Genomic DNA, 13,099 nt, shown 5'->3' on the forward strand with positions numbered 1-13,099 from the left:
CCCACTGGGCCAGGACGCCGGCGACCAGCGGACCGAGCCCGAAGCCGGCGCTCATCGCGACCGTGAGCCGCCGGGGAGCGTGTCCGGCGCCGCCGGACGGCCCGAGGGCGGACAGTTCCTTGATCCAGGCCGCGCCGCAGCTGAAGGCCGCACCGCCGGCGACCCCGGTGAGCAGGCGCCCGGCGAACAGCCACCCGACCGCTCCCCCGCCGAGCACGAGCAGCGACGTGGCGAGGACGGACAGGACGAGGACGGGCGCCATGACGCGCCGGCGGCCGAACCGGTCCGAGACGGGGCCGCCCAGCAGCAGCCCCGGGATCAGCCCCGCGACGTAGAGCCCGAAGGCGGCCTGGACGGTGGTCGCGGTGAGGTGCAGGCGTGCCTGGTACATCAGCAGCAGCGGAGTGAACTGCTGGGCTCCCCAGCCGGCCGCCACGACGGCGAGCCCGGCCGGCCACCACACGCGGTGCGTCGCCGGACGCCGGGACACGGAGATGACGTGCGCTGTGTCGTGCATGCCGAACATGCTGATGGCGGCGACGGCGGGCGACGAGCGTCGGAAACGCCATCATGCGCACGCTTTCGGACAGCGGCCGCAACGCGAACGGCACCCCACCGGCGTGGGCCGGCGGAGTGCCGTCGCGGAGGTTACTTGGCGGCGGCGCCGCCGTTGTCGCGGCGGTCCAGGGCGATCTGGATCGCGCGGGCGGCCTCTTCGTCGGCGTCTTCGGCGGGCTTCAGCACGTACATCGAGTCCATGGATGCATCTTTCGTGGATGTCGGCACCAGGGCGGTGCGGCCGGCGGCTGACTCCGCGGCGGGTCGCCGGCCTATCCGGAAGATCAGGCCCCGCCGCGGCGGCGAAGGATGAACACGTAGCGCCACATGGTCATCACCACGCTACCCGCGGTCCGCATGGAAGTCTCGACTCACGGTCAGAAATCCCACTATGCGAGACGATGCCCGCGAAATGCCTGGTGGGAGGCTTACGCGTCGAGGTCGACCCGCCGTCCCTGGTCGGCGCCGATCTCGGCCGCGATCGCCTCGGTCAGGTCCGGGCCGAGCGCCGAGTCGACGGACAGCGCGATGAGCGCCTTGCCGCCCTTGACGTTCCGGCCGACCTGCATGCCCGCGATGTTGATGCCCGCGTCGCCCAGCAGCCGGCCCACGACGCCGACGATGCCGGGACGGTCGGTGTAGGTGAAGAAGCCCATGTGCGCGGTCGGCGCGATCTCCATGGCGTAGCCGTTCACCGCCACGAGCCGCTCGGCGTGCCTGGGCCCGGTCAGCGTGCCGGACACCGAGACGACCGCGCCGTCGGCCATCGTGCCGCGGACCGTGATGAGGTTCCGCCAGTCGGGGCTGTCCTCGCCGGACGTGAGCGTCACCTCCACGCCACGGTCGCGTGACAGCAGCGGCGCGTTCACGTACGTCACCGAGTCCTCGACGATGTCGGTGAACGCACCCTTGAGCGCGGCCAGCTCCAGCACCTTCACGTCGTGCCGGGCGATCTCGCCGCGGACCTCGACCTCCAGCCGCGCCGGTACGCCGCCCGCGAGCGCGGTGAAGACGCGGCCGAGCTTCTCGGTGAGGGGCAGGCCCGGCTTGACCTCCTCGGCCACGACGCCGCCGCGCACGTTGACCGCGTCCGGCACGAACTCCCCGGACAGCGCCAGGCGTACGGACCGGACGACCTGGGTGCCGGCCCGCTCCTGCGCCTCGTGCGTGCTCGCGCCCAGGTGCGGGGTGACCACGACGTTGTCGTGGTGGAACAGCGGGCTGTCGGTGCACGGCTCGCCGCGGAACACGTCGATGCCGGCCCCCGCGACCCTCTTCTCCTTCAGCGCCAGGTCGAGGGCGTCCTCGTCGACGATGCCGCCACGCGCGGCGTTGACGATGCGCACGGACGGCTTGACCATGCGCAGCTCCCGGTCGCCGATCAGCCCGAGCGTCTCCTGGGTCTTGGGCAGGTGCACGGTGATGAAGTCGCTCTCGCGCAGGAGCTCCTCCAGCGACACGAGCCGCACGCCGAGCCGGGCCGCGCGCGGCGCCTGGATGTACGGGTCGTAGGCGATGACGTTCATGTCGAAGGCGGCGAGCCGCTTGGCGACGAGCACGCCGATGCGGCCGAGGCCGAGCACGCCGAGCGTCTTGTCCCGCAGCTCGACGCCGGTGTACCGGGAGCGCTGCCACTCCCCCCGCTTCAGCGACGCGTGCCCCTGCGGGACGTTGCGGGCCGTGGCCAGCAGGAGCGCGATCGCGTGCTCGGCGGCCGTGACGATGTTCGAGGTCGGAGCGTTGACGACCATGACGCCGGCCTGGGTCGCCGCCTCGACGTCGACGTTGTCCAGGCCGACGCCCGCCCGCGCGACGACCCGCAGGCGCCGTGCCGCCGCGAGCACCTCCGCGTCGATCCGGCTCGCGCTCCGCACGATCACCGCGTCGACGTCGGCGACGGCGGCCAGCAGCCGTTCGCGGTCGGCCCCGTCGGCGCGGCGTACCTCGAAGTCGGGCTCGAGCAGGGCGATTCCGGCGGGCGACAGCTCCTCGGCGACGAGGACGACGGGCTTGCTCAACGTGGGCCCCCTTGGGCGTGACGGACGGCGCTTCCCCGGCGACGGGGATCGCCTACCGACTCTCCGACGGCGGACGTCGAGAGCGCAATGCGCATAACCACAAGCGGCCGAGGACGCCATCGAGCCGGCCGGGTAAAGGTGTGTCCGGAACCCGTGGCCGTACCGCCACGGGAGGTGCCGCGTACGCACTAATGTCGGGCGCATGGCGAATGGAAACCCGAAGCTGGCCGACGTCCTCGCGCAGCGCGGAGAACCCGAGGAGATCCTGCGCGCGCTGGTCGACGGCGGGGTGCTCATCGTGACCAACCCCGACGGCTCGGTCCTGGTCGGGCAGCTCGAGGACGAGAGCGTGGTGCTGGCCGCGTTCACCTCTCCCGACAACTATTCAGAAAAGCCCGAGAACGAGACCTTCCAGCAGGCCGACGCCGCGCTGCTGCTGGAGATCGCGCGTACGGGCGACGTCGAGGCCCTCGTGGTCGACCCCGAGGGCGAGGACGCGGCCCTCATCCCGTTCAGCGACGTGCAGGGCTTCCTCATCGCCCAGGGCATGAGCGTGGACGAGGACGTCGAGGTGGCGTTCCGGCCGAGCGAGCACGAGCTGGTGCCCAGCCTGCGCGAGGGGATCACCGCGCGGCTCGGCGACTTCCCCGTGGTCGAGCGAGTGTGGATCTCCGACGTGCGGATGCCGAGCGGCGTCGAGGGGATCATGCTGCACGTCATGGTCCAGGAGGGCGCCGACCCGCAGGTGGCCAACGAGCTGCTCCAGGCGACGATGGAGGACCTGCCGCCGAGCAACATCCCGGTCTTCGCCCACATCGGCGACGAGGAGACCGAGGGCTTCCTCACCGAGATGAACGCCGCCGTCGTACGACGCTGACCATCGGCGCCGTACGCGGCGCGGCCGATCGGCGGGAGGCCGTTCTCTCGTGACGTGGGCGGGTGGCCGATCCCGGCCGCTCGCCTTCTCGGCGTCGCGCCGGGACATGAAGATCGTTCCTGTCGGCCGAGGGGAGATCTCATGTGCGCTGAACCGGCCCGGAGAAGGTTCCTGCCGGTCACCGGGGCCACGGGGACGGGTGTGACGCTGGATCCGCTGCACTTCTCCGCCACCGAGGCCGGCGCGGAGCAGACCCGTACGATCGCCGGGCGGTTCGAGCCGGGTGCGCCCGACTGGGTGTACGTCCCGGTACGGGTACCGCCCGGGGTCCGTGAGATCGCGGCGTCCTACACCTACGACCGGCCCGAGCCGCCCGCCGGGACGCCCGGCAACGCCCTCGACCTCGGAGCGTTCGACGAGACCGGCTTTCGCGGCTGGTCCGGTGGGGCGCGCGACTCGTTCACGATCAGCCGCTCCGAGGCGACCCCCGGCTATCTCCCCGGTCCCGTACGCCCCGGCGAGTGGCGCGTGGCGCTCGGGCCGTACACGGTCGCGCCCCAGGGCATGAACTGGACGGTGACGGTGACGCTGCGGTTCGGTGAGCCGGGGCCGGCGTTCGTCCCCTCGCACGCCCCGCCGCGCGCGACCGGCCGAGGCCGTGCCTGGTACCGCGGCGACATGCACCTGCACTCGGTGCACTCCGACGGCGCGTGGCTGCCCGAGCAGATCGTGGCCGGCGCCCGCGCGAGCGGCCTGGACTTCATCGTCTCCACCGAGCACAACACCTCCAGCGCGGCCGGCATCTGGGGCCACCACGCACGCGATGACCTGCTCATCATCGACGGCGAGGAGATCACCACCCGCAACGGTCACTACACCGCGCTCGGGCTGCCGCCGGGCACGTGGATCGACTGGCGGTATCGCGCGGTCGACGGCGTGATCTCCCGGTTCCTCAAGGAGATCCACCGGCACGGCGCGCTGGCCGTGGCCGCCCATCCGTTCGGCCCGTTCGTCGGCGGCCAGTGGAAGTTCGGCTACGACCAGGTGGACGCGATCGAGGTCTGGAACGGTCCGTGGACGCCCGACGACGAGGCGGCCCTGCAGCTGTGGAACGGGCTGCTGGTCGAGGGGAACCGCTGGATCCCGGCGGTCGGCGACAGCGACTCCCACAAGGAGGACCAGGCCATCGGCCTGCCGCAGAACGTCGTGCTCGCCGACGACCTCGAACGCGGTGCGATCCTGTCGGCGGTGAAGGCCGGGCGGCTGTACGTCACGGAGTCCTCGGCGATCTCCCTGTCGTTCACGGCCGCCGCCGGGTCGCGTACGGCGGGCATCGGCGAGCGGCTGAACGCCGCGCCGGGCGAGCAGGTCGAGGTGTCGCTACGGTCCGAGGGCGTGGCCGCGGGCGTGATCCGCCTGTTCACCGACGAGGGTCAGGTGTTCGAGGGGCCGGTGTTCGAGGGGCCGGTGTTCGAAGGGCCGGTGTTCAAAGAGAAGGTCGGCACGGCCGGCTGGCGCACGACGCCGCGCGTGTCGCCGTACGTCCGCGCCGAGGTCCGTCACCCGGACGGTTCGATGGCCGCGTTCACCAACCCGATCTTTCTCGGCCGCTGAAGCAGCGGCCTACACTCGGGCGGTGTGCGAGTCGATCTTGTCGCGCTGGTCGTGGACGACTACGACCCCGCCATCGAGTTCTTCGTCGGCGTGCTCGGCTTCGATCTGGTCGAGGACTCGCCGTCGCTGACGAACGACGGCCGTCCGAAGCGCTGGGTCGTCGTCCGGCCGCCGGGGGCCGAAACGGGCATCCTGCTCGCGCGTGCGGACGGGGAGCGGCAGTCCGCGGCCGTCGGGAACCAGGTCGCGGGCCGGGTGGGGTTCTTCCTGCGGGTGGATGACTTCGACGCCGCGTACGGCCGGATGACCGCCGCCGGGGTCGAGTTCGTGACCGTGCCACGCGCGGAGCCGTACGGCCGGGTCGCGGTATTCCTCGACGTCGCCGGTAACCGCTGGGACCTGCTCGGCCCGGCCTGACGATCGCCCCGTACGGACGGCCGTCGAGACGCCGCAACCCCCGGGACCCGTCGAGGGATCGCCTGACGGGTCCAGGGGCGGCTCTCACAAAGAGATCAGTCGTCCTGGAGCCAGGACATCATCGGGCGGAGCTTGGCGCCGGTCTGCTCGATCGGCGAGTTCTGCTCCTCCTCGCGACGCTTGAGGAAGTTCTTGCGGCCGCCGTCGAACTCCTCCACGAGCTCCTTCGCGAAGGTGCCGTCCTTGATCTCGCCGAGGATCTTGCGCATCTCCTCGCGGGTGGCGTCGGTGACGATGCGCGGGCCGCGGGTGTAGTCGCCGAACTCGGCGGTGTCCGAGATCGACCAGCGCATCTTGGACAGGCCGCCCTCGTACATCAGGTCGACGATCAGCTTCATCTCGTGCAGGCACTCGAAGTAGGCCGCCTCCGGCTGGTAGCCGGCCTCGACGAGCGTCTGGAACCCGGCCTTGATCAGCTCGGACACGCCGCCGCAGAGCACGGCCTGCTCGCCGAACAGGTCGGTCTCGGTCTCCTCGGTGAAGGTCGTCTTGAGCGCGCCCGGACGGGTGCCGCCGATGGCCTTGGCGTAGGAGAGGGTGAGCGGCCAGGCGTTGCCGCTGGAGTCGCGCTCGACGGCGACGAGCACCGGTACGCCGCGGCCCTCGGTGTACTGACGGCGGACCAGGTGGCCCGGCCCCTTGGGGGCGACCATGCAGATGTCGACGCCCTCGGGGGGCTCGACGAGGCCGTAGCGGATGTTGAGGCCGTGGCCGAAGAACAGCGCGTCGCCCTCGACCAGCGACGGCGCGATCGCCGAGGCGTACAGCTCGCGCTGCAGGTGGTCGGGGATGAGCACCATCGTGACGTTGGCCTCTTCACACGCCTCTTCCGGCGTGACCACGCGCAGGCCGTCGTTCTCGGCCTTCTCGCGGCTCTTGGAGTCCTTCGGCAGACCGACACGGACGTCGACGCCGGAGTCGCGCAGCGAGAGCGCGTGCGCGTGCCCCTGGCTGCCGTATCCGAGCACCGCCACATGGCGGTCCTGGATGACGCTCAGGTCGGCGTCCTTGTCGTAGAAGATCTCAGCCACTTGCCTTACCTCTCTGAAAACGGATCGCTCACGCACTGCGCTCGATGGCGCGCAGCGAGCGGTCGGTGATGGAACGGGCACCTCGGCCGATGGCGACCATGCCCGACTGCACGAGTTCCTTGATGCCGAAGGGCTCCAGCACCCGGATCAGGGCTTCGAGCTTGTCCTTGCTACCAGTCGCCTCGATCGTCACCGCCTCCGGGGCCACGTCGATGACCCGGGCGCGGAAGAGCTCGACGGTCTCCAGCACCTGGGAACGGGTCTCCTGGTCGGCGCGGACCTTGATCAGGACGAGCTCTCGCTGGACCGACGCGGCCGGGTCGAGCTCGACGATCTTGATGACGTTGATCAGCTTGTTGAGCTGCTTGGTCACCTGTTCGAGGGGTCGTTCCTCGACGTTGACGACGATCGTCATCCGGGAGATCTCGGGATGCTCGGTCGTGCCGACGGCCAGTGAGTCGATGTTGAAGCCGCGGCGGGAGAACAGCGACGCCACGCGCGCCAGGATGCCCGGCGTGTTCTCCACCAGCACCGAAAGCGTATGCCTGCTCATCTCTCATCCTCTCCGGGACGCTCAGTCATCGCTCCCCCAGTCCGGCGCCAGGTCGCGGGCGATCTTGATGTCGTCGTTGCTCGTGCCGGCGGCGACCATCGGCCAGACCATCGCGTCCTGGTGGACGATGAAGTCGACCACGACCGGGACGTCGTTGATCTCCATGGCCTTGTTGATCGTGGCGTCCACATCGGCCGCGTTGTCGCACCGCAGCCCGACGCAGCCGTACGCCTCCGCCAGCCTGACGAAGTCCGGGATCCGCCGGGACTGCAGGTCGGAGTTGGAGTACCGCTCGTTGTAGAACAGCGTCTGCCACTGCCGGATCATCCCGAGGTTACCGTTGTTGATCACGGCGACCTTGATCGGGATGCCCTCGATGGCGCAGGTGGCGAGCTCCTGGTTGGTCATCTGGAAGCAGCCGTCGCCGTCGATCGCCCAGACCGTGGTGTCCGGCCGCCCCTGCTTGACGCCCATCGCGGCGGGCACCGCGAAGCCCATGGTCCCCAGCCCGCCGGAGTTGATGAACGCGCCCGGCCGCTCGTAGCCGATGAACTGGGCGGCCCACATCTGGTGCTGGCCGACCCCCGCGACGTACAGCGCGTCCGGGCCGGCGATCCGGCCGATGCGCTGGATGGCGTACTGCGGCGACAGCGACCCGTCGGCCGGCGTCTCATAGCCCAGCGGGTACGTCTCGCGCCACACGCTGAGCTGGCGCCACCAGTCCTCGTGGTCGCCCTTGCGGCCGGCGGCGTGCTCGTTCCGCACCGCGGTGATCAGGTCGGTGAGCACGTCGCGGCAGTCGCCGACGATGGGCACGTCGGCGTGGCGGTTCTTGGAGATCTCGGCCGGGTCGATGTCGGCGTGCACGACCTTCGCGTCGGGCGCGAACGTGTCGAGCCGGCCGGTCACCCGGTCATCGAAGCGGGCGCCCAGCGTGACGAGCAGGTCGGCCTGCTGCAGGGCCCCGACCGCGCCGACACTGCCGTGCATGCCCGGCATGCCCATGTGCAGCGGATGGCTGTCGGGCAGGGCGCCCTTGGCCATCAGGGTCGTGACGACCGGGGCGCCGGTCAGCTCGGCGAGAGCGCGCAGCTCGTCGGCGGCCCTGGCCTTGATCACACCGCCGCCGACGTACAGGACCGGCCGTTTCGCCGAGGTCAGGAGCCGGGCGGCCTCGCGGATCTGCTTGGCGTGCGGACGGATCGCCGGACGGTAGCCCGGGAGCTGCATCGGCTGCGGCCAGACGAAGTCGACCTCGTTCTGCAGCACGTCCTTGGGGATGTCGACCAGCACCGGGCCGGGCCGCCCCGTCGAGGCGATGTGGAACGCCTCGGCGATGGTGCGGCCGATGTCCGCGGGGTCGGTGACCAGGAAGTTGTGCTTGGTGATCGGCATCGTGATGCCGCCGATGTCGGCCTCCTGGAAGGCGTCCGTGCCGATCGCGCCGCTCGTCACCTGCCCGGTGATCGCGACGATCGGCACCGAGTCCATGTACGCGTCCGCGATCGGGGTGACGAGGTTCGTCGCGCCCGGACCGCTCGTCGCCATGCACACGCCGACCTTGCCGGTGGCCTGGGCGTATCCTTCCGCGGCGTGGCCCGCGCCCTGCTCGTGACGGACAAGGATGTGGCGTACCCGCTGGGAGTCGAAGAGGGGGTCGTACGCCGGGAGGATCGTGCCTCCCGGGATTCCGAACACAGTGTCGACACCGACCTGCTCCAGGGCTCTGACGAGCGCCTGGGCTCCGGTCATCCGTTCGGTCATCGCAAGTCCTTGTGCTCCTGAGGGCTCGGACTCGGTGATCGCGTGCTGACGACGTGTCACCGGCCCGGGGATCATGGCCAACAAAAAACCCCCCGCGCCGGGTGGCGATCGAGGGGAGCGCGCAAGCGGTCGAACTTGGTCAGCCTGCGCGCCGACCAAGTACGAGAATCAGGTTGCGTTTCACGTTCCCAACCATGGCGAATTTGCCGCCCCACGTCAAATTGGTGGACGACGAATCTCACCATACGAGACCGCCCGCCGTGATCGAGCGATCACGGCGGGCGGTACGGCGCTCAGGAGACGCGTTTGAGCACGACGTCGCCGGTCTTGACGAAGTAGACGCGGTGGCCGAACTGGATCTCGTAGTACCTCAGTTCGCCCCGCACGATGGCGTGCGTGGACACGTCGAAGGTGGTGGAGTAGTCGTACTCCCCGCGCACCGTATCGGCCACGGCGTAGCTCTGGCCGGCGGCGAAGGTGTACTGCATCGGCACCAGACTCTGCGCCGGGATGTTCGCCGGGTAGGCCTCCGCCTCCGGGTAGGCGCGCCCGTAGATCGGCACCGACGCGGCGCCCGGCTTGGGCGCGACGACGAGCCCGTGGGCCCCGACGGCGGTCGGCTGCCTCTTCGGGTTGTAGAACCACGCCTTCTGGCCGAGATACCAGATCGCGGTCCAGTCACCCTGCCGGTCCGCCACGGCATAGGTCTGGCCGGTCGCGGCGCGGGCGCTGTGGTCGTACACGCTCATCGTCGCGTCACCGTTCGGCGGGTGCTTGCCGATGTCCTTCACGAGCGGCGCGTCGGCGCTGGGCGCGGTGCGGAGCATGATCGACCCGCCGCCGTGCGGCGGGCACGGGGCGCTCGGCGCGCTCGCGTCGCAGCCGGTGTACGGCACGACGTTCTTGTCATAGTCCGGCAGGATCGTGACCATGCCGGAGCGCGGCCCGGCGGTGGCGTGGAGCGGGTGGCCCAGCAGCGCGAAGTAGTGCGCCCAGTCCCAGTACGGCCCCGGGTCCTCATGCATGCCCTGCACGTTGGGGGGCGTGATGCCGGGGACGTTGTCGTGCCCGAGGATGTGCGCCCGGTCGACCGGGATGTCGTACTTCTTGGTCAGGTACCGGACCAGCGCCGCGGAGCTGCGGTACATCGCCTCGGTGTACCAGCTGCCGCCCTGCGCGAGGAAGCCCTCGTGCTCGATGCCGATCGAGCGGGCGTTGATGTCCCAGTTGCCCGCGTGCCAGCCGACGTCCTTGGTCTTGACGTGCTGGGCGATGTGCCCGTCGTCGGACCGTACGGTGTAGTGCCACGCGAGGTACGTCGGGTCCTGGGCGAGCTTCAGCGTGGTCGCCCAGTCTCCCTCGGTGTCGTGGATGACGATGTAGCGGATCCGCTGGCTCTTGGGCCGGTCGCCCAGGTCGTGGTTGCCGTAGCTCGTCGGGTCGGCGGGGTCGAGCTGCTGGTAGGGCGCCGGCACCCACTCACAGCCGAGGCCGGGCGGGCACTCGGTCTCCGGATCGTCGACACCCGCTCCGGCGGACTTGATCCCGGGCGTGGCGGCGAGCGTGACCCGCTGGCCGTCGTCCGTCGTACGGGACTCACCGGTGCGCATCACGTCGTAGACCTGGCCCGCGAACCAGGCCGAACCGCCGTAGCGGACCGTCGCCTGGTACCAGGCGGCGGGGTCGGCGCCGAGCGGCTTGCCGAGGTCGTGCTGGTAGCGGGCGAGCAGGGCGGCGCCGCCCTTGATGTTGGCGGTGGCGTCGGTGCGCAGGGCGCTCACGCCGGCGCCGGTGAGCTCGGCGACCTCCTGGAGCGTCTGCCCGCCGGGGCGCGCGGCGGAGGCGGCGGCGGTCGCCTTGGGACGCAGCGCCGGACGCGCGGTGTCGCCGCGGGGGTCCTCACCGCCGCCGGAGAAGTGCTCTCCGGAGGAGGTCAGGGTGCCGTCGGTCAGATGCATGGGGCCATAGCCCGCGCCGACGCTCGGCCGGCCCTGGTTGGCGTCCCAGCGCGACTCCAGGTAGGAGACGGCGAGCAGCAGTTTCTCGGGAACGTGGTAGGCCTTCGCCGCGTCGGCGAAGGCCTGTTGCCGGGTGGTGGGGACCGGTCCGGTCTGCTGGGCGGCGTGGGCCTGTCCGGTTCCTAGACCGGCCAGGGCCACGATCGCCGCGACGAGGGTACGTCTTCGCACGGGCATCGGCAGCCTCCGCACTGACGGTGAGGGACGCGGTAAGAGTGCCGAAGCCGGGAGGCGCCGTCAATGACTTTCGATCATTCGAGACACCACAGAAATTTTCTACTCGCGGAACACGCGGGCGGGGGCACGCTGCCTCCCGCGAGAAGGTGCCTTCCCCCGGCCGCCCGCCCCCGGTCAGCTCGCGGAGATCACCGAGCCGTGGAGCGGGATGGACGCCTCGCCGCGCGGGTTGAGCTGGACGAGCGCCTCGATGCCGTTCGGGGCCATCGGCCGGGACACGAGATAGCCCTGGCCCCGGGGGCAGCCCATCTCGCGGAGCAGTTCGAGCTGCTCGGGCCGCTCGATGCCCTCGGCCACGACCGTCAGGCCGAGGTCGCGGCCGACCCGGGCGATGGTGCGGGTCAGCAGCGTGAGGGTCTCGTCGCGGCCGAGCCCGGACACGAACGACGGGTCGATCTTGATGACGTCGACCGGGAGCTGCCGCAGGAAGGCGAGTGAGGCGTAGCCGGTGCCGAAGTCGTCGATGGCCAGGCGCACGCCGAGGTCGCGCAGTGCCGACAGCCGCTCGATGAGCTCGTCGGAGCCGTCGACCAGCACCTCCTCCCTGACCTCGAGGGTCAGCGCCCCGGGCGGCAGACCGCTGTCGGCGAGCGCGGCCGCGATCGAGTCGACGAAGTGGGCCGCCGCGATCTCGCGCGGCCGGAGGTTGATCGACAGGCCGATCTCCCAGCCGTTGCCGCGCCACTGAGCCACCTGGGCGCACGCCTCGCGCAGCACCCAGTTGCCGAGCGGCACCATGAGACCGGACTCCTCGGCGGTGCCGATGAACTCCTCGGGCGGTACGGAGACGCCGTCACGCCACCAGCGGACCAGCGCCTCGACGCCGGTGACCCGCGAGGTGGCCAGCTCGACCACGGGCTGGAACTCCACGGCGAACTGCTGCTCGGTGAGCGCGCGCTGCAGGTCGCTGCCGAGTTCGAGCCGGCGCATGACGTCGGCGTGCATCTTGGCGGCGAAGACCTCGACCCGGCCGCCGCCGAGCTCCTTCGCGCGCGACAGCGCGATGTCGGCGTTGCGGATCAGCTCCGCGCCCTTGACCCCGTCCTCGGCGAAGGCGATGCCGACGCTGGCGGTGAGCACGATGCCGCGGTCGGCGACGCGGTACGGCTCTCCGGCCAGGGCCCGCAGGAGGCGCTCGCCGAGGTCGACCACGGTCTGCACCTCGGTCGCGCTCTCCATGAGCACGGCGAACTCGTCGCCGCCCCAGCGCGCGACCGTGTCGTCGACCAGCACGCCGGCGCGGAGCCGCCGCGCCGCCTGGGCGAGGACCTGGTCGCCGCCGGCGTGGCCGATGGAGTCGTTGACGGCGGTGAACCCGTCGAGGTCGACGAAGACGACCGCGACCGGCCCCTGGCTGCGCCCGACCTTCTCGCGGGCGCGCTCTTCGAGGTAGGCGCGGTTGGGCAGGCCGGTCAGCCCGTCGTGGAAGGTCAGGTGGGCGACCTGGCGCTCCAGCGCCACCTGCTCGCTGAAGTCGCGGGTGGTGACCAGCAGCTGGTCGGTGCCGTCGCCGGCCCGGCCGTACCGGGAGATGGTCGACTCGGTGGGCAGCCAGGTGCCGTCGGTGGCCCGTACGCGGCAGGCGATGCGCGCGACGTCGAGGTCGCAGTCGGTGTCGAGGAAGGCGGTCACCGCGTCCACGACGCGCGGCAGATCCTCGGGGTGGACGACGTCGTACACGGGGCGGCCGAGGAGGTCTTCGGCGGCGTAGTGGTACGAGCGGCGGGGTCCGGCGCTGACGTACTGCACGACGCCGTCGAGGCCGCAGATGAGCACGACGTCGTTGATGCTCTCGGCGAGGGCGCGGAAGTGCTCCTCGCCGCTCGCGGCCGCGCGGCCGAGGCGCTCGTTCTCGCGGACCAGCTCGGCGAGCCGGGCGAGCAGGACGAGGACCGCCGAGCCCGCGCCGATCGGCACGATCGGCCGCAGCCCGCGGGCGGCCGTGAGCGTGT

10 protein-coding genes are annotated in these 13,099 nt (G+C 71.1%); 3 read left to right on the plus strand and 7 right to left on the minus strand.

The genetic code is table 11. The features are described 5' to 3' along the window. Together ACFFNX_RS25910 and serA are read right to left on the minus strand one after the other, a co-directional pair. On the minus strand, nucleotides 1-517 hold a 517-nt coding region (locus ACFFNX_RS25910; RefSeq protein ID WP_378207481.1), incomplete at its 3' end, for an MFS transporter. 469 nt (nucleotides 518-986) lie between these two features. Then, on the minus strand, nucleotides 987-2,576 hold the full coding sequence (serA, locus tag ACFFNX_RS25915; protein WP_378207483.1) for a phosphoglycerate dehydrogenase: 1,590 nt from the start codon (nucleotides 2,574-2,576) through the stop codon (nucleotides 987-989). 202 nt (nucleotides 2,577-2,778) lie between these two features. On the opposite strand from serA, the gene ACFFNX_RS25920 reads away from it, so the two are divergent. From ACFFNX_RS25920 to ACFFNX_RS25930, 3 genes are all read left to right on the plus strand, one after another. Then, complete coding sequence (locus ACFFNX_RS25920; RefSeq protein ID WP_378207486.1) at nucleotides 2,779-3,453, plus strand: SseB family protein; 675 nt, start codon at nucleotides 2,779-2,781, stop codon at nucleotides 3,451-3,453. Nucleotides 3,454-3,594: 141 nt separating this feature from the next. After that, the gene (locus ACFFNX_RS25925; RefSeq protein ID WP_378207489.1) at nucleotides 3,595-5,067 is read left to right on the plus strand and encodes a CehA/McbA family metallohydrolase; all 1,473 of its coding nucleotides are present in this window, start codon (nucleotides 3,595-3,597) and stop codon (nucleotides 5,065-5,067) included. Nucleotides 5,068-5,091: 24 nt separating this feature from the next. Next, nucleotides 5,092-5,484 (plus strand): VOC family protein, encoded by a 393-nt coding sequence (locus ACFFNX_RS25930; protein WP_378207492.1) that lies wholly within the window; start codon nucleotides 5,092-5,094, stop codon nucleotides 5,482-5,484. Nucleotides 5,485-5,579: 95 nt separating this feature from the next. Here ACFFNX_RS25930 and ilvC read toward each other — a convergent pair whose 3' ends face one another. The 5 genes from ilvC to ACFFNX_RS25955 form a co-directional block, all read right to left on the minus strand. Continuing rightward, a complete protein-coding gene (gene ilvC, locus ACFFNX_RS25935) occupies nucleotides 5,580-6,575 on the minus strand; it encodes a ketol-acid reductoisomerase (protein WP_512699860.1) in 996 nt (331 codons plus the stop codon). Nucleotides 6,576-6,603: 28 nt separating this feature from the next. Continuing rightward, nucleotides 6,604-7,128: an acetolactate synthase small subunit gene (gene ilvN / locus ACFFNX_RS25940; protein WP_378207496.1), complete on the minus strand. Its 525-nt coding sequence runs from the start codon at nucleotides 7,126-7,128 to the stop codon at nucleotides 6,604-6,606. Between the two features lie 21 nt (nucleotides 7,129-7,149). Then, nucleotides 7,150-8,967 (minus strand): acetolactate synthase large subunit, encoded by a 1,818-nt coding sequence (locus ACFFNX_RS25945; RefSeq protein WP_378207499.1) that lies wholly within the window; start codon nucleotides 8,965-8,967, stop codon nucleotides 7,150-7,152. Between the two features lie 218 nt (nucleotides 8,968-9,185). Then, on the minus strand, nucleotides 9,186-11,081 hold the full coding sequence (locus tag ACFFNX_RS25950; protein ID WP_378207502.1) for an N-acetylmuramoyl-L-alanine amidase: 1,896 nt from the start codon (nucleotides 11,079-11,081) through the stop codon (nucleotides 9,186-9,188). Nucleotides 11,082-11,261: 180 nt separating this feature from the next. Further along, nucleotides 11,262-13,099, minus strand: a 1,838-nt coding sequence (locus ACFFNX_RS25955) for a putative bifunctional diguanylate cyclase/phosphodiesterase (protein ID WP_378207505.1), incomplete at its 5' end; no start/stop codon positions are given.

Origin of the sequence: Actinoallomurus acaciae (assembly GCF_042429965.1) — a bacterium.
GTDB classification, from domain to species: Bacteria; Actinomycetota; Actinomycetes; order Streptosporangiales; family Streptosporangiaceae; genus Actinoallomurus; species Actinoallomurus acaciae.

Bases quoted from the DNA above. Each gene is read 5' to 3' on its own strand.
- ACFFNX_RS25920 (WP_378207486.1), top strand. From the start codon at position 2,779: ATGGCGAATGGAAACCCGAAGCTGGCCGACGTCCTCGCGCAGCGCGGA.
- ACFFNX_RS25925 (WP_378207489.1), top strand. From the start codon at position 3,595: ATGTGCGCTGAACCGGCCCGGAGAAGGTTCCTGCCGGTCACCGGGGCC.
- ilvN (WP_378207496.1), bottom strand. From the start codon at position 7,128: ATGAGCAGGCATACGCTTTCGGTGCTGGTGGAGAACACGCCGGGCATC.
- ACFFNX_RS25945 (WP_378207499.1), bottom strand. From the start codon at position 8,967: ATGATCCCCGGGCCGGTGACACGTCGTCAGCACGCGATCACCGAGTCC.